The organism is Streptomyces sp. 840.1 (assembly GCF_003751445.1).
GTDB lineage: Bacteria > Actinomycetota > Actinomycetes > Streptomycetales > Streptomycetaceae > Streptomyces.
Genome location: NZ_RJUU01000001.1, coordinates 2,512,560 through 2,536,024 on the forward strand (window position 1 = coordinate 2,512,560; position 23,465 = coordinate 2,536,024).

At 69.9% G+C, this 23,465-nt stretch carries 21 protein-coding genes and 2 pseudogenes; 11 read left to right on the forward strand and 12 right to left on the reverse strand.

The window, feature by feature from the left end; genetic code table 11:
• Positions 1-48: 48 nt before the first annotated feature.
• A complete protein-coding gene (locus EDD93_RS11500) occupies positions 49-894 on the reverse strand; it encodes a colicin immunity domain-containing protein (RefSeq protein WP_123527703.1) in 846 nt (281 codons plus the stop codon).
• Between the two features lie 141 nt (positions 895-1,035).
• Here EDD93_RS11500 and EDD93_RS11505 point away from each other — a divergent pair, with 141 nt between their 5' ends.
• Positions 1,036-2,226 carry a serine/threonine-protein kinase gene (locus EDD93_RS11505; protein ID WP_123525064.1) on the forward strand — a complete coding sequence of 397 codons (1,191 nt, stop codon included), beginning with the start codon at positions 1,036-1,038 and terminating at the stop codon, positions 2,224-2,226.
• A 175-nt stretch (positions 2,227-2,401) separates the two neighbouring features.
• Here the strand turns inward: EDD93_RS11505 and EDD93_RS11510 are convergent, their stop codons facing one another.
• Positions 2,402-2,779 (reverse strand): DUF4259 domain-containing protein, encoded by a 378-nt coding sequence (locus tag EDD93_RS11510; RefSeq protein ID WP_123525065.1) that lies wholly within the window; start codon positions 2,777-2,779, stop codon positions 2,402-2,404.
• A 123-nt stretch (positions 2,780-2,902) separates the two neighbouring features.
• On the opposite strand from EDD93_RS11510, the gene EDD93_RS11515 reads away from it, so the two are divergent.
• The gene (locus EDD93_RS11515) at positions 2,903-3,607 is read left to right on the forward strand and encodes a hypothetical protein (protein ID WP_185092278.1); all 705 of its coding nucleotides are present in this window, start codon (positions 2,903-2,905) and stop codon (positions 3,605-3,607) included.
• On the opposite strand, the gene EDD93_RS11520 is transcribed toward EDD93_RS11515, so the two are convergent.
• From EDD93_RS11520 to EDD93_RS11530, 3 genes are all read right to left on the reverse strand, one after another.
• Positions 3,535-4,293, reverse strand: coding sequence for an SDR family NAD(P)-dependent oxidoreductase (locus tag EDD93_RS11520; protein WP_123525066.1), 759 nt, complete (start codon positions 4,291-4,293; stop codon positions 3,535-3,537). The two genes, EDD93_RS11515 and EDD93_RS11520, sit on opposite strands and share 73 nt — an antisense overlap.
• 119 nt (positions 4,294-4,412) lie before the next feature.
• A complete protein-coding gene (locus EDD93_RS11525; protein WP_123527704.1) occupies positions 4,413-4,997 on the reverse strand; it encodes a TetR/AcrR family transcriptional regulator in 585 nt (194 codons plus the stop codon).
• A gap of 173 nt (positions 4,998-5,170) precedes the next feature.
• Entirely contained in the window at positions 5,171-6,538 is a 1,368-nt protein-coding gene (locus EDD93_RS11530) for a hypothetical protein (protein WP_123525067.1), read from the reverse strand.
• 236 nt (positions 6,539-6,774) lie between these two features.
• Between EDD93_RS11530 and EDD93_RS11535 the strand changes: the two genes are divergently transcribed.
• Positions 6,775-7,671, forward strand: a complete 897-nt coding sequence (locus EDD93_RS11535; RefSeq protein ID WP_123525068.1) for a virginiamycin B lyase — start codon at positions 6,775-6,777, stop codon at positions 7,669-7,671.
• Positions 7,672-7,692: 21 nt separating this feature from the next.
• Here the strand turns inward: EDD93_RS11535 and EDD93_RS11540 are convergent, their stop codons facing one another.
• Positions 7,693-8,271, reverse strand: coding sequence for a TetR/AcrR family transcriptional regulator (locus tag EDD93_RS11540; RefSeq protein WP_123525069.1), 579 nt, complete (start codon positions 8,269-8,271; stop codon positions 7,693-7,695).
• A 216-nt stretch (positions 8,272-8,487) separates the two neighbouring features.
• On the opposite strand from EDD93_RS11540, the gene EDD93_RS11545 reads away from it, so the two are divergent.
• The 3 genes from EDD93_RS11545 to EDD93_RS11555 all read left to right on the forward strand — a co-directional run bounded on the left by EDD93_RS11545 (position 8,488) and on the right by EDD93_RS11555 (position 11,849).
• Positions 8,488-9,975, forward strand: a complete 1,488-nt coding sequence (locus EDD93_RS11545; protein ID WP_123525070.1) for an MFS transporter — start codon at positions 8,488-8,490, stop codon at positions 9,973-9,975.
• Between the two features lie 169 nt (positions 9,976-10,144).
• Positions 10,145-11,038, forward strand: a complete 894-nt coding sequence (locus tag EDD93_RS11550) for an SDR family oxidoreductase (RefSeq protein ID WP_123525071.1) — start codon at positions 10,145-10,147, stop codon at positions 11,036-11,038.
• A 145-nt stretch (positions 11,039-11,183) separates the two neighbouring features.
• A complete protein-coding gene (locus EDD93_RS11555; protein WP_123525072.1) occupies positions 11,184-11,849 on the forward strand; it encodes an O-methyltransferase in 666 nt (221 codons plus the stop codon).
• 29 nt (positions 11,850-11,878) lie between these two features.
• Here EDD93_RS11555 and EDD93_RS11560 read toward each other — a convergent pair whose 3' ends face one another.
• The 3 genes from EDD93_RS11560 to EDD93_RS11570 form a co-directional block, all read right to left on the reverse strand.
• On the reverse strand, positions 11,879-12,922 hold the full coding sequence (locus EDD93_RS11560; RefSeq protein WP_123525073.1) for a hypothetical protein: 1,044 nt from the start codon (positions 12,920-12,922) through the stop codon (positions 11,879-11,881).
• Between the two features lie 589 nt (positions 12,923-13,511).
• Positions 13,512-13,940 (reverse strand): hypothetical protein, encoded by a 429-nt coding sequence (locus tag EDD93_RS11565; protein WP_123525074.1) that lies wholly within the window; start codon positions 13,938-13,940, stop codon positions 13,512-13,514.
• A 266-nt stretch (positions 13,941-14,206) separates the two neighbouring features.
• Complete coding sequence (locus EDD93_RS11570) at positions 14,207-15,001, reverse strand: DUF4365 domain-containing protein (protein WP_123525075.1); 795 nt, start codon at positions 14,999-15,001, stop codon at positions 14,207-14,209.
• A 593-nt stretch (positions 15,002-15,594) separates the two neighbouring features.
• On the opposite strand from EDD93_RS11570, the gene EDD93_RS11575 reads away from it, so the two are divergent.
• Positions 15,595-17,559 carry a YncE family protein gene (locus tag EDD93_RS11575; protein WP_123525076.1) on the forward strand — a complete coding sequence of 655 codons (1,965 nt, stop codon included), beginning with the start codon at positions 15,595-15,597 and terminating at the stop codon, positions 17,557-17,559.
• Positions 17,560-17,737: 178 nt separating this feature from the next.
• Here the strand turns inward: EDD93_RS11575 and EDD93_RS11580 are convergent, their stop codons facing one another.
• Positions 17,738-18,124, reverse strand: a complete 387-nt coding sequence (locus EDD93_RS11580; RefSeq protein WP_123525077.1) for a helix-turn-helix domain-containing protein — start codon at positions 18,122-18,124, stop codon at positions 17,738-17,740.
• A gap of 160 nt (positions 18,125-18,284) precedes the next feature.
• Between EDD93_RS11580 and EDD93_RS11585 the strand changes: the two genes are divergently transcribed.
• Entirely contained in the window at positions 18,285-19,016 is a 732-nt protein-coding gene (locus tag EDD93_RS11585) for an alpha/beta fold hydrolase (RefSeq protein ID WP_123525078.1), read from the forward strand.
• A gap of 387 nt (positions 19,017-19,403) precedes the next feature.
• On the opposite strand, the gene EDD93_RS11590 is transcribed toward EDD93_RS11585, so the two are convergent.
• Positions 19,404-19,805, reverse strand: coding sequence for a DNA-binding protein (locus tag EDD93_RS11590; protein ID WP_123525079.1), 402 nt, complete (start codon positions 19,803-19,805; stop codon positions 19,404-19,406).
• A gap of 532 nt (positions 19,806-20,337) precedes the next feature.
• Between EDD93_RS11590 and EDD93_RS11595 the strand changes: the two genes are divergently transcribed.
• From EDD93_RS11595 to EDD93_RS11605, 3 genes and pseudogenes are all read left to right on the forward strand, one after another.
• Positions 20,338-21,447: a hypothetical protein gene (locus tag EDD93_RS11595; RefSeq protein WP_123525080.1), complete on the forward strand. Its 1,110-nt coding sequence runs from the start codon at positions 20,338-20,340 to the stop codon at positions 21,445-21,447.
• A gap of 399 nt (positions 21,448-21,846) precedes the next feature.
• Entirely contained in the window at positions 21,847-22,515 is a 669-nt protein-coding gene (locus EDD93_RS11600) for a thioredoxin domain-containing protein (protein WP_123525081.1), read from the forward strand.
• A gap of 112 nt (positions 22,516-22,627) precedes the next feature.
• Positions 22,628-22,975 (forward strand): annotated as a pseudogene (locus EDD93_RS11605) (site-specific integrase); the annotation flags it as partial.
• Between the two features lie 264 nt (positions 22,976-23,239).
• Here EDD93_RS11605 and EDD93_RS11610 read toward each other — a convergent pair.
• Positions 23,240-23,425 (reverse strand): annotated as a pseudogene (locus EDD93_RS11610) (DNA-binding protein); the annotation flags it as partial.
• Positions 23,426-23,465 lie beyond the last annotated feature (40 nt).

The following is a 23,465-nucleotide window of genomic DNA, read 5'->3' on the forward strand; positions in this document are numbered from 1 at the left end:
GTGCGGGGCCTTTCCGGTGCGCGGTGCGTATACCGGGCGGAGCTGAGATCAGCACGCCTCGACGCGCTCCGCGATCTCCCGTACCGCGTCGCGGAGTTCCTGGTCCGACAGATCGTCCGGTTCCTTGAGGGCGGGGTCGATGGAGTAGTCCTCCAGGAGCGAGAAGACCTGGTCGAAGGCCGTCAGCAGCGGCTCGCGGAGCCGTTCGCCGTTGGCGTCGGACGTGCGGCGGGCCGCCGGCCAGCCACGGGCGAAGTCCGCCGCGTCGACGGACCCGATGGCGAAGCCGCGCATCAGCTGCAGTTGCCGGGCCGTGCCCGTCCCGGCGGGAACGTCCCCCGCGCGGCCCCACGCGCGGTGCCGGGGAGGCAGGGACCGAGCGACCGCCTGCAGTTCGGGCCACCGGTGGGCCACGGACCGTGCGTAGCGGGCGAAGCGGGCCCGGCCTCCGTCCACCCCCTCCGGGACGGCGCCCGCCAGGAACTTGGGCGTGCCCGCCACCAGCGCGTAGCCGGGGCGGGAGAACAGGACCGCGCCCTGCCGGTCGGAGGCGGCGAGCAGCGCGGGGCACCCGATTCCGTCCAGGGCCGGCGCTCCGGCGCCCGGCACGACCGGTCGCCAGGTGCGGCCGGAGGCGCCCGGTCCGTTCGTCAGCACCAGCACACCGTCCGCGCCTCCCGCCCGGCAGCCCTCGGTGACGCGCCGGACGAGAGCACCGTCCACGTGCGAGGCGGCGGGGACCGGCACGACGGGTTTCGGGCCGTCGGACAGCCAGGCCTCGTCGAAACTCCAGCTGCCGGGGACGAGATCCGGATCTGCGACCCCGTACCCGTGCCCGTCCGTGCCTCTGTCTCTGTCTCCGTCTCTGTCTCCGTCTCTGCGCGGGGCACTCATGTCGTTCACCGGGGAATCCCCTCTCTGTACGGCCGGCCGGATCCTGTCGAGGGGATACCCGTCACCTTGGCGGGACAGCCGGGAGGGATGCGGGTCCCTGAGTCATACTGGGCCGCCGGGGCCGGGAGGGGCGTAGAGCGTATGAGGTACGGGGCAGACGGCGCGAGCCTGCCGGAGCATATCGGCGGGTACGCAGTGGAGCGGGAGCTGGGCGCCGGCGGGATGGGCACCGTGTACCTGGCCCGCTCGCGCGGCGGCCGTGCGGTGGCGGTGAAGGTGGCGCGCCCGGAGCTCGCGTCCGACCCGCACTTCCGGGAGCGGTTCCGCGCCGAGGTCGCGGCCGCGCGCAGCGTGGGCGGTTTCCACACGGCCCCCGTGGTGGACGCGGACCCGTCGGCGGACGCGCCCTGGCTGGCCACGGCCTACGTACCGGGGCCGACGCTCGCCGCGCTGCTCGATGCGGAGGGGCCGATGGGCGAGGCCCGGCTGCGGCAGCTCGGGGCGGCGCTCGCCGAGGCGCTGGAGGCGATCCACCGCTGCGGCCTGGTGCACCGTGACCTGAAACCCGGGAACATCATCATGGCCTCGGACGGGCCCAGGGTCCTCGACTTCGGCATCGCGAAGGCGCTGGAGTCGCCGCGTCTGACGGCCACCGGCATGGCCTTCGGCACCCCGGGGTTCCTGTCGCCCGAGCAGGCGCAGGGCCAGGAAGTGGGCCCCGCAGCCGATGTGTTCGCGCTGGGCGCCGTGCTCGTGGCGGCTGCGGGCGGCAGCGCGTTCGGGGCGGGTACGCCGATGGGCATGATGTACCGGTCGGTGCACGAGCAGCCGGACCTGACCGCCGTACCGGACGGGCTGCGCCCGGTCGTGGCGTTGTGCCTGGCGAAGGTCCCGGAGCAACGGCCGTCGCTGGGGCACCTGCTGGACCTGATCGCACCGGCCACCGCCGGGCACTTCCCCGCGGCGGCCATTCCTCCGCCGCCGTCCCATGCGCCGCACGTCCCTGCCCCGGTGTATCAGGCTCCGGCGGGATACCTCCCGGGGCGCGAGGTGCCGCCGGACGGCGAAATCGCCTTCGTGGCGGTCGCGCCGGACTGCGCGATCCTGATCGACGGCATGGGTGTCACGCTCGAATTCCGTTACAGGTCACTGCAGTTCACCTGGGATGAGATCAGGACCGTCGAGTACGCGCCCGAGGGCACCAAGCACCTCAGGGTCGTCGTCCACCTCCATGACGGCACGGCCCACCCGTGCCTGCTCGCCGCCCGCAGACGGAGCCGTCTCAGGGAGTGGCTCCAGGACCTCCCGATGATCCTGGCCTGCTTCGCCTGAACGGTGGCCTGCCTCTGGCCGGCCGTCGACCGAAGGAGGCCGTGGATACTGGCCGGCACCGACCCGGACCCGGGCGCAGCATGACCCCGGCACGCGGCCGGGCACGCGGTCAGGCACGTACCGGGGGTGCCCGGCAGCCCTCGTAGGGCGAACGCGGCCTGCCTCACCCCCACCCTCACCCCGCCGCTGTCGCCGCAGACGCCTCGGCCAACTGCTCGAACGTGTCGTTGAGTACCGCCCTGCGCGCTTCCTTGTACGCGGGTTTCGGCTCCAGGCCGTCGATCGTCCGCTCCCACACCGCCAGGAACGTATCCCGCCAGGCCCGGATCACCTCGGGAGGCGGGAGGGTCACACCCACCCAGCCCTGGCGGTCCAGTACGAGCAGCAGCTCCAGGTTGCAGGGGACGGTCACGCCCCAGTACTCATCCGGTTCGAGTTCCACCGGATCGCCGGCCATCGCCTCGGTCACCTCGGCGACCAACCGTGCCACCAGCGACGAGAGATGGTCCGCCGCCGTGTCGCTGTCGAAGTTGCCCGCGCCCCACGTGCCCACAGTTACGCCTCCGCGTCGTGCGTCGTCGATGCGTTCCGTCGGCCATCACAGCAGACGGCACTGACACCCACCCGGGACGGCCCGCCCGGGGGCGCGCGGTGGCGGCTGGCAGGATGCGGTGCCATGACCGCACCGATCACCGAGTCCTGGACGCGCATAGAGAACTGGCTGGCGGCCCACGCGCCGACGACGCACGCCGCGCTGGCGCCGCCCGCGCAGTCGGCGGACATCGCGGCGGCCGAACGTGTCATCGGCCGGCCGCTCCTGAAGCCACTGGTGATGTCGCTTCTGCGGCACGACGGCATGCGCGACCCGCGGTGCGAGCTGCTGCCGGGCTCCTACCGGCCACTGAGCGCACGGGAGACGGCGGCCGAATGGCAACTCCTCACCGGCTTCCACGACAAGCGCACGGCGGACGAGTCAGGAGAGGACGTGGACGAGGACTTCGTCCGTACCGGCGTCAGCGGCCTCCTCTACGGGCACCCCCGGTTGATCCCCGTCGCACGGGACGTCCGCGGGGGTCGCTTGGTGCTGGACCACCGTCCGGTCGCCGACCGGGGACGCCTCCACGAAGCCGAGGTGGAGGACGGCATCGTGCGCGGCCGCGACGGCATGTGGGCATCCCTGCCGGTGCTGCTGGAGAGGGTGGCCACGTCGCTGGAGACCGGCCGGCCCGTCGGCGCCCACGCGCCCGCGGTGGACGAGGGGCAGCGGCTGTACTGGGACTTCGTCCCGCTGCGCGGCGAGCGGAGTCGTCAGGCCGACGACCCGCTGTCGACGACCAGATCGGTGCCGACCACAGCGCCGGCCAACGGCGAGGAGAGGTAGAGCACGGCGGCCGCCACTTCCTCGGCCTCCGCGAGCCGCCCGAGCGGGTTCTCCGACTTCATCCGCTCGACCCGGTCGGCCTCGGTCTCGCCCGGCCGCAGTGACATGGGGGCGGCGGAGGCTCCCGGACTGACCGCGTTGATGCGGATGCCCTGGTGGATGTGGTCGAGAGCGGCGGCCCGGGTCAGCGCCGAGACCGCGGCCTTCGAAGTGATGTACGGGGCGAGGTTCGGGATGCGCAGGTGCGCGCCGAGGTTGGAGGAGATGTTGACGACGACCCCACCGCCGTTCTCCTTCATGTGCGCGATCTCGTGCTTCATCGCCAGCCAGACGCCCGTGACGTTGGTCCGCAGCACCGCGTCCCAGTCCTCCTCGCTCACCTCGCCGACGGGGCCGGCGCCACGGAGTGTCCCGGCGTTGTTGACCGCGATGTCGAGCCCGCCGAAACGGGCGACGCTCTCGCTCACGAGGTCCCGGAGCCGGTCGGAGTCGGTGACGTCGGCCGTGACGGCGGCAGCCGTGCCGCCGGCCGCCTCGATGAGCCGGACCGTCCCGTCCAGCGAGTCCGCGGTGCGGCCCGCAGCGACCACGGACGCGCCCTCGGCGGCGAAGGCGAGCGCGATCGCCCGGCCGAGGCCGGACCCCGCGCCGGTGACGAGCACAGTCTTGCCGGAGAAGTGGGTCATGGTTCGGCAGCTCCTTCGAGTGGTGAGATATTTGATCGATCGTTCCATTATTCGGACAGGCGAGACGTGCCCGTCGGCTCCGGTGAGCCGTGGGAGGGGCCCGGTCCGGTGGGGGTGCCTCAGTCCAGCAGGGTCAGTGCCTGTTCGGCCGCGTCCCGCACCCGGGCGGGATCGCCGGAGGTCTTGCCGACGACCCGCACGCCCTGCAGCAGCACGAGCAGCATGCGGGCCAGTGCGCGCGGATCGCGGTCCTCGGGCAGCTCGCCCTGGGCTCGCGCCCGTGCGAGGGAGGACTGCAGCAGTGTCTCGAAGTGCTCCCAGCTGATCTCGACCCGGCGGGTCGCCGCAGGGTCGTGCGGGGCGAGTTCGGCCGCCGTATTGGTAATGAGGCAGCCGTTCGACCCGTCCTCGGGGGAGGTGGCCTCCGCGGTGAAGCGGCGTACCACCGCCCGTACGGCGGGCAGAGCCGGGCCCGGCTCGGACAGCTCGGCCAGCAGGAGCGGATCGCGCGCCTCGGCGTACCGGTCCAGGGCCTTCAGGTACAGCTCGTGCTTGTTGCCGAAGGTGGCGTAGATGCTGGCGCGGCCGATGCCGAGGTGCTCGACGAGGTCGGCGACCGACGTCGCCTCGTATCCGCGCCGCCAGAACAGCTCGAGCGCCGACTGCAGCGCGGCCTCCGGATCGAATTCCTTGGTTCTGGCCACGTCCAAGACTCTAAGCTAATCCAGAACGATCGGTCAATAACCGCGTGGTCGCTGCAAGTTGCGGCAAGTCGCTTTGCGTGTAGCCGTGTTGTGGTCGCGGGCCGACACGACACGGCCCGCCGGGCTGAAGCTCGGCGGGCCGTGGCGCGTCTCGTGCCGGGATGTCCCGGTCGTCAGTTACGGGCCGCGCGGCGGCGGACCAGCAGGACCGTGCCCGCACCCGCGGCAAGGACCGCGGCAGCCGTGCCCGCCAGGGGGAGGGCCGGACCGGAGCCGGTGTCCGCCAGTCCGCCGTTGCCCGTGGAGCCGGAGGTGCCCGAGGACCCGGTCGTCGTGGAGCCGCCGGTGCCGGAGCCGCCAGTGGAAGCGGAACCGCCGGTGGAGGTCGCGCCGGAGTCGCCGGTGGAACCGGAACCGCCGCTGGAGGACGTCGAGCCGTCCCCGCCCGTCGAGCCGCTCCCGCCCGTCGAACCGCCGCTCGTGGACGTGTCGCCCGTGGCGCCGCCGCCCCCCGTCGAGCCGCTGCCGGGGACGTCGAACGTGAACGTCGTCGCGTCGTTCTTCTTGTTCGTGTCGTAGGGGCGCGACTTCGTTTCGAGCGCCACCGAACCCTTGGCCCCGGGAACCACCTTGTCGACGCGCAGCGTGAAGGGGAAGGACTCGGTGGTGTTCTCCCTGACGAAGGTGTATCCGGCGCTCGTGGGGCGGCAGCTGTAGCTGAGGGCACCGGTCTTGTCGCAGTGGCTGTACGCCTTGGTCACGGTCGTTCCGGCGGGCAGCTTGACCAGGACCCGCGACACCACCGGGCGGAGCTCCTCGTACGCCACCCACGCCGGCCCCGCGTTGACGAAGTCGGCCTCCAGCGTCACCGTGTTCCCGACGCGGCCGGTCTCCCGTGCGGCGACCTGCAAGTCCGCCGTGTTCACCACGTTCAGGGGTGTGGTGATGTAGTCCCTGTCGCGGCCGTCCTGCGAGGACGGCCTGTTGCCGTCGCCCACCGGGGTGGTCGGGGGCAGTTCGACCAGCTTCACGGCGGGTGCGGTTCCCGGTTCGGCGCCCTCGACGAATTCGGCGGGGTCGTAGTTGCTGACCGTCACACCGGTCTGCTCGTACATCGCGTAGTCGAGGACCTTCAGCGAAAGCCCCTTCTCCGGTGCGTAGATGCCGCCGGCCCTCACCGTCTGGTCGAACTCGCAGACCATGGAGAACCCGCCCGGCTGCCCCTCCTCGGTCGTGGCGGCGTCGCTGCCCAGGAGAATGCAGTTGGAGGGCAGCTCCCGGTTCAGCAGTCCGCGGCTGAACTCGTAGGACAGGAAGACCTTGTCGTACGCGGTCGTGCCCCTGTTCGCGAAGGTGCCGGGAATCACCACGCTGCCACCGGGCTCGACTCTGGAGACCGGCGGGAGCGGCCCCACCACCAGACCGGGCCGGCTCTCCTCGGCCGAGGCGGGCACCGCGGCCAGGGCGATCAGGGTGACGGCGCCGATCGCGGCGGCGGTCCTGCGCAGCGGGCGGCCGGTGGAGGCAACAGTTCGGAGCATGGTTTCCCTTGCAGTGAAACGGCGAATACGTACGGGTGAGCGCTGGGGGAACGCGAGTTCCGCCACATCAGACACGCGATGACACCCGACGGTTGTACGGGTCCGGGGCCCGGCCGAGGGCCGGCCGCCACGGCGAACCCGCCGGTGGCCGGGCCGCGTGCCACCTGCGTTACTGGACCGTGGCCGGCGGCAGCCCCACCCGCGTACCGCGCCCGGCACCATCCGGAAAGGCTCGTATGAACTCCACGACCATCGACCAGTTCGCCGTCCCCGGCAGTGGCCCGTACGCCCTCACCACCGGCCCCGACGGCGCCCTGTGGTTCACCCTGACCGGCAGCGGCGGCATCGGCCGGCTGGTGCCCGGGGAACGTCCGAGGGTCCATCAGCTCGACCCGGAATCCGGTCCGACGATCATCACCTGCGGCCCGGACGACGCGCTGTGGTTCACCGAGTACCGGTCCCACCGCATCGGCCGCATCACCACCGACGGCGCCCTCAGCCACGTGGTGCCGCCGACGCCCGAATGCGGGCCGTTCGGCATCGCCACCGGGCCGGACGGCGCGCTGTGGTTCACCGAGACCGCCACCGACCGGATCGGCCGGATCGGCCCCGACGGCGACGTCGACGAGTTCGCGCTTCCCGGAAGCGGGGCGTTCCCGTCCGCCCTCACCGCAGGGCCGGACGACGGAATGTGGTTCACCCTCAACCAGGCCAACGCCGTCGGACGCGTCGGCATGGACGGATCGGTCGCCGTGCGCCCCTTGCCGCCGCCCTTCGGCGCACCGGTCGGGATCACCGCGGGGCCGGACGGCGCGCTGTGGTTCGTCGCCATCGCCTCGGGGCACATCGGCCGGATCACCACCGGCGGCGAGGTCACCGCCTTCGCGCTGCCCGATCCGGCCGCGCGGCCGCACGCCATCACCGCCGGCGGCGACGGCGCCCTGTGGTTCACCGAGTGGGGCGGCAACCGCATCGGCTCCCTGACCCCCGACGGCCGGATCGAGGCCCACGATCTGCCCGTCCCGGCCTCCGAGCCGCACGGCATCACGCTCGGCCCGGACGGCGCGCTCTGGGCCGCCCTGGAGACCGGCGCCCTCGCCCGTATCGTGTCCGGCCGCCGGCCGGGCCGGTAGAGCCCGGCCCCGGGGGGCGGCTCACTGCCCCGGATGCCCCAGGGTGCGCAGGAACTGCTCCGTCAGCTGCTCGGTGTCGATGCCGGCCGCGTCGCGTCCGGACAGGATGTGGAAGAAGGGCGGGCCGATCAGGAGCGCGGTCGCCTGTTCCAGCGAGAGCGCGGTGCCGCTCGACTTCCGCGCCGCCTCCACGACCTCTGCGGCGCTCTCTCCGAGGATGTCGCGTGAGGTGAGCAGGGCGGCGACGTTCGCATCGTGCTGGGCCTCCCCCATGAGGGCGCGGTAGGCCGCGCCCGCGTGCGAGCGGGACAAGAAGGTGACCAGGGCGTCGAGGTACGCCTTGAGGTCCTCGCGGGGGTCGTCGGTCCCGGGGACGGACAGCTCCTTGCGGGCGTCGATGGCGCTGGCCTCGTAGAGGACCTCCGCCTTGTTCGACCACCACCGGTACACGGTCTGACGGCCCACGCCCGCCTGCTCGGCGATGCCCTTCATGGTCATGGCCGCGTACCCGACCTCGACCAGGAGGTCGTCGACGGCGTGCAGCACGGCGGTGCGTGCGCTTTCGCTGCGAGGCCGTCCCAGGCCGCTTCCATCCACCATGCCGCCACTATATATGAGACACGGTGTCTCGCATGTGCTAGCTTTTCGGTGCACGGTGACTCGTAAGTGGTTGCCCCGGCGCTTCCCCCCGTCCGATCCCCGGACGGGCCTGCCGGGCGGCGTCCGGCCGTGCTCCGTACCGCAACCCCCGAAGGAATCGCCGTGCCTCGTACCGCAACCCCAGCCCCGGCCCCGGCCCCAGAAGGAACCGAGGCAATGGCTCCCGCACCGGAAGGCACCGGACACCCGGCGCGGCGGTCCGGCCCGGTGCTCGTCTGCGTGAGCGTGTGCACCGCCCTGGTCGTCGGATTCGTCGCGGCGATCAACCTGGCGGTGCCGCAGCTGGCGGCGAGTTCGCTGCGGCCGTCCTCGGCGAACCTGCTGTGGATCGTCGACGCCTACGTCGTGATCTTCGCCTGCCTGGTCATCCCCGCCGGTGCGGTGGGCGACAAGCTCGGCCGCAAGGGCGTCCTCCTGGCGGGGCTCGGCATATTCGCGCTCGGCGCCGCGCTGTCGGCCGTCGCGCCGAACGTGGCGGTCATGCTGATCGGGCGCGCCGTCACGGGGCTCGGCGCCGCGTGCGTGCTGCCCAACTGCGTCGGCATCCTCCTGCACGCCACGGCCCCCGAGCGGCGCCCGCACGCGCTCGCCGTCTGGGCGGCGGCCTCCGGAATCGGCGGCGTCGCCGGCAACGTCGGAGGCGGCGTGGTGCTGAGCGCGGGCTCCTGGCGGGCACTGTTCGTCGCGGTCGCCCTCGTCGCGGTCTGCTGCCTGGCATGGGCGGCACGGTCCGCGCCGCGCAGCGCCCGGCACGAGCGCACCCTCGACCTGCCCGGCACGCTGCTGTTCGTGGCGGCCGTCGTGGCCCTGCTGATCGGGATCATCGAGGGACCCGAACAGGGCTGGGGCAGCGCGCTCGTCCTCACCGCCTTCGGCTGCGCCATCGTGCTGAGCCTGTGCTGGGCGGGCGCGGAACTGCGCACACCGCACCCCATGCTCGACCCGAGGCTCTTCCGGAGCCCGGCACTCAGCAGCGCCGCCCTCGGCATGACCATCACCTTCTTCGGAAGCTTCGGCCTCTTCTACGTCAACGCCTCACTCCTCCAGTACGGCCGCGGCTTCTCCGTCCTCCAGGCGGGGCTCGGCATCATCCCGGTGACCGTGCCGCTCCTGGTGGGAACGCGCTACGTTCCCGGGCTCATCGCCCGCATCGGCACCCCCGCGACGCTCGCCGCGGCCTTCGCGCTCACCAGCGGCGGCCTGCTCGGGCTCTCGTACACCTCGACCTCGGCCTACCCCGTCTATGCGGCCGCCCTGTTCGTCGTCGGGCTCGGCATCATGCTCGCGGCGCCCTGCCTGACCGCTCAGATCGCTTCGGCCCTGCCCGTGGAGAGGGCGGGCATCGCCGGAGGCCTGCAGTCCGCGACCCGCGAACTGGGCAGCGCGCTGGGTGTGGCGGTCGTCGGCACCGTCCTCACGGCCGGGTTCACCCACCGCCTGCCCGCCGGGCTGAGTGGACGGGCGCCGCTCCCGCGAACGGTGCAGGAGGCGCTCACGCTGGCACCGGCCGACCACACCGCCGTCACCGATGCGTTCACCCACGCCGCGAACAGCGCGCTGCGGGCCGCAGCAGTTGTCGTGCTACTGGCCGGAGCCCTGGTGGTTGCGGGCAGCCGCCGCGCCCACCGGACCGCCCCGCGGTAACAGCGGGGGCAGCGGCTGGGCCACACACCACCTGACCAGGCACCGAGCCGAAATCAGAACACGCCCGCCCACACCCACAACCCCACCCGCACTTCTCTCTCCATCTCCATCTCCATCTCCATCTCCATCTCGTTCACCTGCCCCTCCCGGGGCGAAGGAGGTCACGCGCATGCGCGCATTTGTCACCGGAGCGACCGGCTGGATCGGATCCGCCGTTGTCGACGAACTCATCTCGGCCGGCCACCAGGTCGTCGGCCTGGCCCGGTCCGACCGGTCCGAGCAGACGCTCCTGGCCAAGGGCGCCGGCGTCGTCCGGGGCGACCTGGACGACCTCGCCTCGCTCCGGCGGGGCGCCGCCCGTGCGGACGCGGTCATCCACCTGGCCAACAAGCACGACTGGGGCAACCCCGCCGAGTCCGACCGCTCGGAACGGGCTGCGGTCCAGACCCTCGGCGACGCCCTGGCCGGATCCGGCCGCCCGTTCGTCGTCGCCGCGCCCCTCTCCGGGCTCGTCGAGGGCCGGCCCGCCACGGAGGCCGACGCCTCTCCGGCGATCGGCCCGGACTCCAACCGGGGCGGCGCCGAGAACCTCGCCCTGGACTACGTGGCCCAGGGCGTGCGGACCGTGATCGTCCGCTTCGCGCCGAGCGTCCACGGCAGCGGCGACTGGGGGTTCGTCAACTTCCTCACGGCGGCCGCCCGCAAGCAGGGCGTCTCCGGTTACGTCGGCGACGGCTCGGCGGCCTGGGCCGCGGTGTACCGCGCCGATGCCGCCCGCCTCATCCGCCTCGGCATGGAGCAGGCGCCTGCGGGAACGCGCCTGCACGCCGTCGCCGAGGAGGCCGTCACCACCAGGGCGATAGCCGAGGCGATCGGCCGCAGCCTGGGTCTGCCGGTCGAATCCGTCGCCCCGCAGGACGCCGGAGCCCATTTCGGCTTCGTCGGCGGCTTCTTCGCCTCCACGATGACCGCGTCCAACGACGCGACCAGGCAGCTCCTCGCCTGGGAGCCGACCGGGCCGACCCTGCTCGCGGAGATCGACGCGGGGGCCTACACGGACTGACGGGGCGCCCCGGCGAACCACGAAGGGAAGAGCCGCCGCTACGGCGCGTCCCGAGCCCACTCCGTACCCCGCACCTCACCCCGACCACCCCTCGCAAGGCGCATCGCGCATCGCGCAGCGCCCACCGCTCGAAGGAGCCGGAACCATGCCCACGTACCCCTGCACCCTGGCGGAACCGCGCGTCTCCGCCGCCCTGAACCGCATGTTCGAAGCCGCCGCCCGTGACGATGAGACCGCGGCACGGCTGCAGGAAGTCCAGCCCTACGAAAAGGAGTCACTGACGGCGCGGGAACTCGCCGACGCGGTACAGGAGATCTACATGCCGGTCTCCGCCGACGGCGGCCGGCTTCTCTACAACCTCATCCGCGCGAGCCGGCCGGCCACCGTCGTCGAGTTCGGGACCTCGTACGGCATCTCCACCCTGCACCTGGCCGCCGCGGTCCGCGACAACGGCACGGGCCAGGTCATCACCACGGAGATGAACCGGACCAAGGCGGCCCACGCTCGCGAGACCTTCGCCGCCACCGGCCTCGACGACGTCATCACCGTGCTGGAGGGGGATGCCCTGGAGACGCTCGCCGCACTGAGGCAGCCGGTCGACTTCCTGTTCCTGGACGGTTGGAAGGACCTCTGCCTGCCCGTGCTGCGACTCCTGGAGCCGCACATCGCCCCCGGCACCCTCGTCGTCGCGGACGACGTGGACCTCCCCGACCTCGGCACCTACCTGGAGCACGTCCGCGACACCGCGAACGGCTACCACAGCGTCACGTTCCCCGTGGAGGACGGCCTCGAGATCAGCTGCCGCCTCTGACGGGACCGGAGGCGGGCGGCGGTGTCGGCTCACTCCATGATCTGGAGGTGGGGGTGGTCCGGAGAGGCCGGGCAGACGTGGAGTTGGAGGGTGTAGCCGCCGCGGATGTCGACGAGGGTGGGATCCGCCGGGTCACCCGGGAGGTGCCCGAACGGATCGGCCCGGTCCTCCCCGGGCCGCCAGCTCTCGCTGCCGATGTCCCACTCGGAGCTCGCGATCGTGAGGAGCGGGATCTCCGGGGTGCCACAGGCGGGGCAGTCACGGGGCTCGGGGTCGGTCAGGCTCCAGCAGGTCCAGCCGCCGGCCTTCCAGCCGGGGGCGGTGCTCAGGTTGCGGAAGTAGAACTCGTGCGGATCCTCCGACTCGCCGTCGTCCCACTCCGCTCCGGCGGCCTCCCACCGGCCCTCGTCCTCCACCTGCTCCCGCAACTCCTCGCTCAGCTCCATGGGACCGGGGTACTCGGTGACCTGTTCCGGCGTCAGCAGACAAGGCCGGGGCAGGTAGCCGCCCCCCTCGATCACGGCCGGCTCGGGCGGGGCGTCGAGAACATCGGTGACGGTGGCGGAGGAGCGCCAGAACAGCGCGGTCCGGGGCTCCGACACCCCGTGGCCGTAGGGGCACCACAGGACCTGGAGGAGGTCGGCCCCGGCCGGGCGGGCCGGGAGCGGGACGTCCCGGACGTAGAGCTGGGCCACGGGCAGCATGGCGACCGGCCCGTCACTCCACGCCCGGCCCCGCCCGAGCCGCTTCGCGGTCTCCCGTTCGTCGGGCGTGGGCACGTGCTCCCGGTGCCCGCGCAGCCGCCGCTCGGCCGACGCAGCCCGCTCTCGGCGCAGCACCCGTACATCGTCCGGGGACAGCGGCGTGCCGTCGGCCGCCTTCCTGTCATGCGGCCCCTGGCAGCGCGGCCACGCCTCGTCGGCCGGCCACAGCAACGGCCCGCCCACGGAGCTGTCACGCACACCGGGCGCCCCGGGCCGGGGATGCAGCCGGGTCGCCGTGCGTGCCAGCGTGGCCAGTTGAGGGATGAGCGCGACCGGGTCGACCGGACGCGGCGGAGTGGTGAAACGCATACCGGCTCCCGAAGGCGCGACGTAGGGGTTCGGCTACCGGGGCCGAGCGTCCCGGTGTATTGCCCGGCGTTGGGGCCACGGACGTCGAGGAACGGTGCGCCGCGGCTCTCGTTCGCCTGTTCGCGGCCGTTCGATAGTAGCGATCACCGCGACTCAACCTCCCCGAGCAGCGCCAAGCGCCTGCCGCGACGAGCGGCAGATGCCCACCAGCACCAGCACCAGCACATGGCTCGGGTTCCGCGGAGTCCTCGAAGTCACCGCCGGACGGGTCCGCTCACAGATGGCGACCGTCCGCCGACAGTGTAAGAAATTCCGGAGAGCCCGTCGTTCCTGTCACACGAGACGGAAGTCCTGTTTCCACGGGAGCCTTCACGAGCACCCACCCCACAGCGCTGCCGACTCGTCATGTCCCGGCGGTTGAGGCTGTCTGGGACATGGCGGCGTACACGGGCCTGCCGCCGGACGAGTCTCCTCCCCAACTGTTCGCTGGCTCCTCCCTGGATGGCTCACTCCCGGGTCGGTACCCGAAGCCGGGGTCGACAGATTGTGGTCACGCCCCCCAAGCCCGCCCTCGCCCACCGGGTCGCTTTCACAACCAGTGGGAGCAGTCATCCACGGAGAACTCCCCGACGGCTGCGTCCGTCACGCCCTCAAGGTCCGGGATGTAGGGGAGGACGTCGGGAAGGGGCGTGCAGAAGGTGACGTTGGAGGTCAGCGGTGCCTTGTCCGTGTCGGCGAAGGACAGCGAGACGTAGGCCCTCACCGCAGTGTCGCCGAAATCCTCCTGCGCACGCTGCAGGCAGGCAGCGACGTAGGCCAGGCACCTGCGTACGAGGACAGGCGCGCGTTCGTCCGTCAGGATGGGCAGGTCGTAGTCCGTCATTGCCCTGCCGTTGATTTTGATTTCCTCTGCGAGTCGGTCGCAGTATTGCGGCGAGCTCTCGAGGAGGAGATCGGCCAGCACCCGGCCGCCGGAGGGCGTCAAAGACCATCCGCGCTCCACCACTTCACGGAACATGGGAGGGATGTCCTGGGAGTTCAATCCTGCCGTTTCGGTCTCCTGCAGGAGTGCCCTCATTCGAGCATTGCTTCGCATATCTAGCCCTCGCCGAGCGCGGCGATGCCCTTTCTAATTCCCTTGAGAGAGACAGAACTTCGCCCCGCCGGCAGTCAGCGCGCCCCTTGGAGGCTCCGGCAGCCCTTGCGTTACTACGCAGCGTACGAGCGGTTAGCTCTGCGCCACCACGAGTTCAGCCTCGGCGGCCGGGACGGTGCAGTCGTAGCTCACGGCGGGCTGGAGGCCTCGCGGGGCCCAGCGGATTCACGATGGTCGATCGGACGGCGCCACCACTCCGTAGACTTGAAACAGCCCATCAGCCAGTGTGCTTCCGCAATGTCGAGGATGACGTTTCCGATCCAGGGGATCGGCTCGAATCGGAGCATCCTCTCCTGAATGCGCACCGGCTCCCAATCCAGGTCATGGTGGAGCAGTACCGCGTACGGCTCACCGCGACGCTGCCAGAAGACCATGGGTTCGTGGACCTCGTTCTCGAAGGGTTTGACGATGTCGTCCGGAGCGAACTCGACGTTCGCCATATCCGCCCACCTACCGACCCCCTCGCGTTCCCGTGCCAGGTAGCGCCGCATGACCTGCACGAATGCTGTGAGGTTCGCGTCGTCCAGTAGGGACTCCCGGGAGACGACGATCGACTTCACTTTCTTACGCAGCGCCCTGCCCCGACGAAGCTGACGGGTCGCATTGGCCCAGAAAAGCCCTCCGCGCCCGGCATCGTGAACCACACAGAGAACGGGAAGACTGCCATCGCGCCAGTTGTCGCCGTGATCGCCCACCGGTACGCGGTGCCCGCGTTTGGTTCGGGTCGAGTCTCCACCCTTCACCTGAACGGTCAGGGAATCCTCCGTCCGCTGTCCGTTATCGACAAAGGTGATGAGTAGATCCTCGCCATGGTCGTTACTGCCGTCTATCTCCTGAACGATGTGGCCGTGTCGTTCCAGCAGTGATCGCACCTCATTCACTGCCACCCGTCCGATACGCCTGGATTCTGGCACCTTCGGCATGGAGCCCCCTCACGAATACGCGGGAACCAGATTAGGACCACCCACTGACACACAGGTCGCGTCCGAAGAACTCGGTCGGGTCTGCATGGCGACGCCTGGGCTGACGCCGGTCGCCGTGCTGTCAGCGACGCCGAGGCAGAGGCGGGCGAGCGGGTCGTGTCCCTGTCGGCCTTCGTCCGTACCGACCTTCGGCATCATCATCTGGACCGGTATGTGGAGAAGGGGCCGGACGGACGTCTGTCCGTCGGGGAGAAGTGCGAGCCGTTCCGACGCTCCACCTTCGGGCGGAAACGAAGAGAGAGCCGTGTGCCCGTTGGCCTGCCGGACGGATTCCGCTCCTACGAGCTCTGCCGCACCGGGCACACCCCGGCCATTCGGTTCGGGGCCACCCCTCAAGGACACGCTGGTCCGGGCCGGCAGCCGGCCGATAGTCAGCGCCGGAAACTTCCCTCTCATTTGTCACTTTCATGTCATAAGCTGCCCGACAGCAGCCGCGCCCCGCGCGTCACCGCCCTCTGCGGTCACGTCCGGATGCTGCGCGGCGCTATCAACTCCCGGTCATCCACCGGGTTTTCTCGTGGGGGTTAAACACTGTGCGTACGCGCAGCATCTCGACCGCGACAGCGCTCGCGGTCCTCTTCAGTTCGGTGGTACTGAGTGCCGCCGCGGCCGGTCCCGCGTCGGCGGTCACCGCGACCATCGGCTCGCCCGCGACCGTCGGCTCGCCCGCGGGCATCGTCGTCGACGGCGTCGGACAACGGGTCTTCGTCGGCGACGACACGAACGACAGGATCATCGCCACCGACTACACCGGCAAGATCGTCGACTCGGTGAGCGGCATCGACGGGATCTTCGACCTGGCTCTCTCCGACGACGGCACCACCCTGTACGCGGCGGCGCGGGTCAGCCACGAGATCGTGGCCCTGGACGCGGCCACCCTCGACATCAAGGCCCGGTACCCCGTGGCCACCAGCATCGGCCCGCTGTTCGTCGAGTTCGCCGGCGGCAGGGCCTGGTTCTCCTACGAGGATCAGTCGGACGGCCACGGCAACCTGGGCTCGGTCGACCCGGCGGTGGACCCGGCCGGGGGGACGGACCCGGTGACGCTCGGGCAGCTCTCCCGGGATTCCGGGTTCGGGGGCGCGCCGTTCCTCGACACCGACCCGTCCGCACCTGGACTGCTGGCCGTCGGCGCGACCGACTTCTTCGACAGGACCAAGGACCTGATGGCCGTCGTCGACGTCTCCGGCGTCACGCCCCAGGTGACCGCCTGGCACGACGGCGACTACTCGCTGAACTACGTCAGCGACATCGACCTCGTGCCCGGTACCCGGCAGGTGCTGGTCGACGGCACGGACCGGCACGCCTACGCAGACGGGAAGTTCACCGCCGCCGGCGCCTACCCGGCCGGGCAGCGCGCGGACATCGCCCCGAACGGTCTGGTCGCCCAGATCAGCGGCGCGAACGTGTCGGTCTACCGGCCCGGCGCGACCAAGCCGATCCGCACATACGCCGCCGACACCTCCACCCTCGCCTGGGCCCCGGACGCCTCCCGGATCTTCGCGCTGGTGAGCTCGCCCCGCGGCTACACCCTCAAGGCGCTCACCGACCCGACGCTGAACGTCCCGAGCCTGACGGTGAACGCCCCGTCGTCCGCCGCGCGCGGCAAACAGCTCACCGTGACCGGGAAGCTGTCGGCGACAGTGCCGCTGCCGAGCGGCGTCAGACTCCAGGTCACCCGTACCGACCTGGAGAGCCCCAAGGGCAAGGCGCTGCCCGCTGTCACGCTGAAGTCGGACGGTTCGTACACCTTCAAGGACACCCCGCAGGCCGGCGGCACGGTGACCTACAAGGTCGCCTACGCGGGCGACGCCGCGCACATGGCGGTCAGCACGTCCGACAAGGTCACGGTTCCCCACGCGAAGCCGGCGCTGACCCTGAACAAGAACGGCAACATCTACGCCTACGGCGCCGACGTCTCCTTTACCGCGCACCTGGGCTCGACGTACAAGAACCGCACGGTCGAGATCTGGGCGAACCCTTTCGGCGGCGACAAGCCCAACAAGCTGCTGAAGACCGGGAAGGTCAACTCCAGCGGCAACGTTTCCGCGACGGTGGACATGACGCGGGACACGGAAGTCACCGCGGTCTTCAAGGGGGACACCCGCACCGCGCCCAGGACGGTGAAGTCCACCGCATACGCCCGGGTCAAGGCGTCCACCGCCGTCTCCAAGCACTACAAGACGGCCAAGATCGGCTCGACGTCGTACTACTGGTTCCACAAGAAGACCGATCCGCTGCTCACGACGACCATGACCTACTACAAGGGGCGTAAGCAACGTCTCGACCTCCAGGTCTACTCGGGCGGAAAGTGGTACTCCGCCGGCTCGGAGTACTTCCCGCTCGGCACGAACGGAAAGTCCGCCGTACGCCTGGGGGCGCCGGGGCAGTCCGGGATCAAGGCGCGGATGCGTCCGGTGTACGTCAACGCGTCGTCCGGCGACACCGTGAACACCACGACGTACGGCTCGTGGAAGTACCTGTACTTCTCCAACTAGACCCAGTCCGTTCCGTCCGGATCACTTCGCGGATCCGATGCCTTGTGAAGGGCCCCGCCGCTCGCGGTGGGGCCCTTCGAGGTTCGCCGCACGGCGACGGGGCGCGCCCGGCGGCCGAGCTGCGTGGCCGATGGTCACGCAGGTGGTGTGCGGCCGGGACTCGGAGCCGGGGCGGGCGTCAGCCGGGCGGGGTGTCGGGGCGGGCGTCGTACACGGCGCGGGCGGCGTCGATGTGCTTCAGGTGCGTGGTGCTCCACTCCAGCAGGGGAGCGGTGGCTTCGCGGAGGGTCCTGCCCATCGGAGTGAGCTCGTAACTGACGTGCGGCGGCATGACGTTGAGGACGGTCCGGGTCAGGATCCCATCGCGTTCCAGGCCGCGCAGGGTGACGGTGAGCATGCGCTGACTGATCCCGTCGACGGCCCGCTTGAGTTCGGTGAAGCGGCGTGGGCCCTGGCTGAGGTGGCGCACGACCAGCAGCGACCACTTGTCGCCGACGATGCCGAGCACTTCACGGGCCTGGCACGGGTCCGCCGGCCGCGACGCGCCGCCCGCTGTGCCGCTCATGGGTTACCTCCAGAGAACCGGGGCACCTAAATGTGCCTTATTGATCGAAGTGCGGCAGGTGCAGCACGATGGTTGTGGTTCCTGAAGAGTACCGAGGCACGAACGGGAACCGTGATGTTCCGGTGCCTCGACGCCCCGAAGAGTAAGAAGATCTCCACTTATGTCAACTTTTCTGCTGGTACATGGTGCCTGGCACAGCGGTCGCTGCTGGGAGCGGGTGGTCCCGCTGCTGGAGTCGGCCGGACACCGCGTGTTCGCGCCCTCGCTGACCGGCTACGGCGACAAGGCCCACCTGCTCGGCCCCGGGGTGGGGCTCGACACACACGTCGAGGACGTGCTGAAGCTGATCCACGAGGAGGACCTGACCGAGGTGGTGCTCGTGGGTCACAGCTACGCGGGGCTGGTCGTCTCCTCCGTGGCCAACGAGGTACCGGAACGGATCGCGCATCTCGTGTACCTGGACGCGATGGTCCCGGAGCACGGCGAGACCGCCGTCGACGTACAGCCCATGACCCAGAACCTGATCGACCTGGCCACCAAGTCCGACAACGGCTGGCGCGTCCCGCCGCTGCCCGAGATGCCCCCGCCCCTCGGTCTGTTCGGGGTCACCGACCCGGCGGACATCGCATGGCTGAGTGCGACGCTCTCCGACCAGCCGGTGCGCTGCTTGCAGCAACCGGTCCGGATGGACAACCCCGCCCTGGACTCGGTTCCCCGCACGCACATCCACTGCGTCGGCGCAGAGCCGGCAGGCATCGTGCGGCGGCCCGTCCCCGCGACCCAGCCCAACGGCTCTCCGGCACGGATACGGGAACTGCGGACCGGACACGACTGCATGATCACCATGCCGTCGGACCTGAGCGAACTACTGCTTGAATCCACCCTTCGGTAGCGTCCGAGCCGGGCCCCGCGGCAGCGAGCTGGATCCGGCCCGCCACTGACCGACAGCGCACCTGGGCCACGAAGCCGCCCGCGCGCCACGAGGCCGCCCGCGCGCCACGAGCTGGGACATAGCGGGGCCTCGGCGCCCGCATCGTTGTACGCATGCTCGCGGGTGGGCGACCTGCGCGCACATCCCGGAGAAGGCGCAGGGAGAAGCCCTCTGGTGCGGGTCTGGTGCTGGGCTCTGAACTGGGTGTTTGGTCGAGACGTGTGCGGTTGGAGTGGTCTCCAGGTGCCGTACATGACCGCGGTGGTCCACCCCGCTGGGCACGGATGAGGCACGGGCGGCGCAGTGCACCAGAAACTGCTGAGGTTCATGCTCCGGGTGGGCTGGAGGTCAGAGAGGGATGATGCGGACCTGGCTGCCGCAGAGCTTGGTCATGTCGTCGCTGTCGGAGGTCAGCAGGGCGACGGGTTTCGGCTGGCGGAGCGCGACCTCGGGGACCGTGGCGTCGATGGCGTACTTGTGTCCGTGCAGCCCGGCGCCTTTGAGGAGCTCAGCCGCCGCTTTCGCCGCCTGCTCGGTGACCGGCTCCACCTTGATGCGGGACAAGGCCCAGTTGAGGCGAGGCATGTTGGTACGGGCGTGGGTGACTTCAACGATGGTGTTCGCCCCGATCACCAGGTCGACCCCCATGTCGTGGAAGACCTGCAGAATCGCGAGGAGCTTGCGGTCCTGCGCGATCCAGGCGGAGCGCCCTTCCGAGTCCGGGACAACGGTCTCGATGTGCTCACTCACGCGGCGTCCGCGTCCTTGGCGCAGCCGGGGGTGCCGAAGATCTTCGCGTGGGCCTCGGTGAGTTCCTCGTCGCTGAAGTCTCCGTGCTCTTCCTCGTGCCGACGTATGCACATGCTGGCCCGGCCCAGACCTTCGGTTGCTGTGGAGTCGTCGACCAGGTGCCGGCGAGTTCTGGACAGGCCCGGCTGCGGTGTGCGCAGAGGCGAGTGAGGTGGGAGGGGTGAGAGGAAGAGTAGTGGCACGGCAGCGGCTGCAACTGCTGGTTTCACGCGGCGCACCAAGCGAGCCGCTGTGCCCGGCGGCAGGTGGGGCGGGCACCGAAACGGCTGACCGACAGCGTTCCGCCGGGTTGTACTTCTGGGACAGTGGAAATCGGATTTCGAACCCACGGGCCGCCGTCGGGGTGCAAGCCCTGCCGTTCTGCAGAGCCGCAGGAGGACTGAGCTCGAGCCTCTGCGGCACGTGGAGGGCAATCGCACTCAAGTACCGGATCGCACAGGCAGTACCGACCTCATCAACAGGAGGCACGCCCATGCACGTCCGCACCTCACATCTGTCGAGCAGACCCGTCCGGGCCGTGATGCTCGTTCTGGGCATGGTGGCCGCTCTTCTGGCCGCAGCTCTTCCCGCAGCCGGCCCGGCACACGCCGCCGTACCCGACCGCTGGGGCTTCGCGTACCTGGACAACGCGACTCCGCCCCCCGGCTACGCACCCGACCCCTCTCGGCAGTGGGGCAGTTGGGCTTCACCTTCCGCCAATCCCGTGAAGGTTGACCAAATCGGTCTCGGTTCGTACGTGGTGCACTTCCCCCTGATCGGTGGTCCGGGTGGCATCGCCCACGCCACCGCGGTGAACAGCGTTGCCCACTGGTGTCAGATCGCTGACTGGAAAACTGTGGGACCTGGTCAGGACGTGTACGTGAACTGCTACCTCCCCAGCGGTGCACCGGACAACTCCACCTTCACGGTCCTCTACACGAGCAGCAGCGGCTTGCCCGCCACCCCCTCCGGCTCGTACGGCTACCTGAATTCGGACAGCAGCGGCACCGTACTCACCCAGTACAACTCCGCGGGCTCCACCAATGCGGTGAGCAAGGGCTCGACGGGCATCTGGAAGGCGTGGCTTCCGTCTCTCGGGCTGTCCAGCTACGCGGGCGATCTCCAGGTCACCGCTGTCGATCCACGGCAGGGAGCGCGGTGCAAGGTGTCAGACTGGACACCAGGGACGGCGGGCCAGACCGTGATCGTTGCCTGTTACGACGCGTCCAACCAGCCATACGACACCGAGTGGACTTTGAGTTACTCCTATCTGCGAGCGGTACACGGCCCGGCCTTTCCGCCGAAGTCCTTCGGGTATCTCTGGTACAGCGGGTCACTGCCCGCTCTGACCAACTACAACTCCAGCGGAGCCACCAACAGCCTCGGTGGCTCGGGAGCGCCCTTCACCGTCACCATGCCGTCGGTGGCCGTCCCGTCGGACACCGCGCACGCCACCGCCTACGGACGCAGCGCCGACTACTGCGGCCTGTACAGGCCCTGGGACAGGACCAGCGGTTCCGTCCGGCTCTACGTAGCGTGCTTCGACTCCGGCGGAGCGCCGGTGAAGACGCCCTTCTTCGGCGCCTACACGTCGGCGCTCTGACCTGAGCACGACTACCACCGGAGCACGTTCCTGGAAACGTGCGCTTCGGGCACTCCGGAGGCGCCGAACGAGTGGCACTCGGACCACGAGCGGCAGCGGGGGGTTGCCGATGGGCTGGACCGGATGGTGCGGGCTGTCGCGAAAGGCAGTGTGACCAGCGGCAGAAGGGCCCACGTGGCGCAGAGGTGTTGCGCGGTTCCTGAACGGGTCCAGACCATGACAGAGGCCCAGGTCGCCGACCTGGGCCTCTGTCATGGAGCGGGTGACTTCCTGTGGCTCTGCCCGCGAGGAATAAGCAGCGCTTCTCGATCTGGTGTATGCCAGTGTCCCAGGGCTGGCGATCCGCCTTGCGGGCCGCCGCGTAGACTCTGAGCCATTTGCCACTGGGGAGCGGCATCCATGAAGGTGAAGCGCGGGATTCAGGGACCGGTGATCGCCGCCATCCTTGGGCTGTTCCTTCTGGCCTGTGGGGTGCGTTCTGGTCATGCCACCGACGCTGACATACCCGAGTCTCTGGGCGCGGACGGGACGACGATCGTGGTCGGTGATGAGGACGCGGGTACCACCGTCCAGCTCTTTGAGGATCTGCGCTGCCCTGCCTGTCAGGAGTTCGAGACACAGGGCGCCGGGGTTGAGCTGCACGAACTGACTCAGAGCGGTTCAGTGCAGGTCCACTACACACTCGCGTCCTTCCTCGACGGCAAGTTGGGCGGCAACGGCTCGAAAAAAGCTGTGAACGCGTTGCGCGCCGCACTGGCAGAGGGCCGGTTCGTTGAGTTTCACCAGGTCCTCTACGCAAACCAGCCGGATGAAGCAGTCGATGGCTTTACCAACGATTTCCTCCTGAAGATGGCGTCCCGCGTCGAGGGTCTGCGCGGGCCAGGCTTCGATGGTGCGGTCCGAACGATGAAGTACCAAACCTTCGTCGACGCATCCGAGAGCGCCTTCCAGAACTCCAGTGCCAGAGGTACGCCGACACTCAAGGTCAGTGGAGTGGAACGGCCGGAGTTCGAGAACGGCTACCTCGCCGACTACATCGAGAAGCCCTCCTGGATCTCAAGGCTTTAATACCTTCCAGTCTGCCCCAGCGCCTGGCGCCAGGCCGACTTGATCCCTGATTCGCCCTTGCGTACTCCGCAGAAGCTGGGCGAGAACCAGAGCCAGAACTCGTGAGTAAACCGGACTGCTCTTCGTGGGTGAGCAGGGAGCGCCGTTCCGTCGTTCATCCTTCGGGCGGAAGCGGCGCAGGGCGCGGGGCGCGGTCGGTATGCCCGACAGCTTTCGTTTCTACGATCTTCGTCACACCGGGCACACGCTCGCCACGCGCTCGGGGGCGACGCTCAAGGACACGATGGTCCGGGCCGGGCAGTCGTCCGAGAAAGCCGCACTGATCTATCAGCACTCGGATCACGAGCGGCAGAAAGAAGTGGCGAGCGGGCTGGGCAAGATGGTCCGGGCCGCGCGGGGGAAGGGCGCTGAACAGCGGAAAGACGGTCAAGGTGGTGCGGAGGTGGTGCGCGACGCTTAGACCGGTCTAGACAACAAGAAAGCCCCGGGCCGTTGGCCTGGGGCTTTTGCATGGAGCGGGTGACGAGAATCGAACTCGCGCTCTGAGCTTGGGAATCAACGGTTCTTGGGCTACCAAAGGTGCCCTGACCTGTGGTTTCTCGTTGGATGGGATGGTTGGTTACGGTCCCTGGGAGCGGCACCTGACCGCTGTTGTCCGCTCTGCTGGGCACGGATGGGGCACGAGAGCTGACAGTGCGACCCGTGCTCCGAGCGAGCCGACTGGTCAGAGGAGGATGATGCGGACCTGGTTTCCGCAGAGTTTGGTCATGTCGTCGCTGTCGGAGGTCAGGATGGCGACGGGTTTCGGTTGGCACAGTGCTACCTCAGCGACTGCCGCGTCGTTGGCGTGCTTGTGTCCGTGCAGCCCGGCGCCTTTGAGGAGCTCCACTGCGGCTTTGGCCGTGTTCTTGAACCCTTCTGGGAACAGCTACCCCCGAGCCATGGCAGAC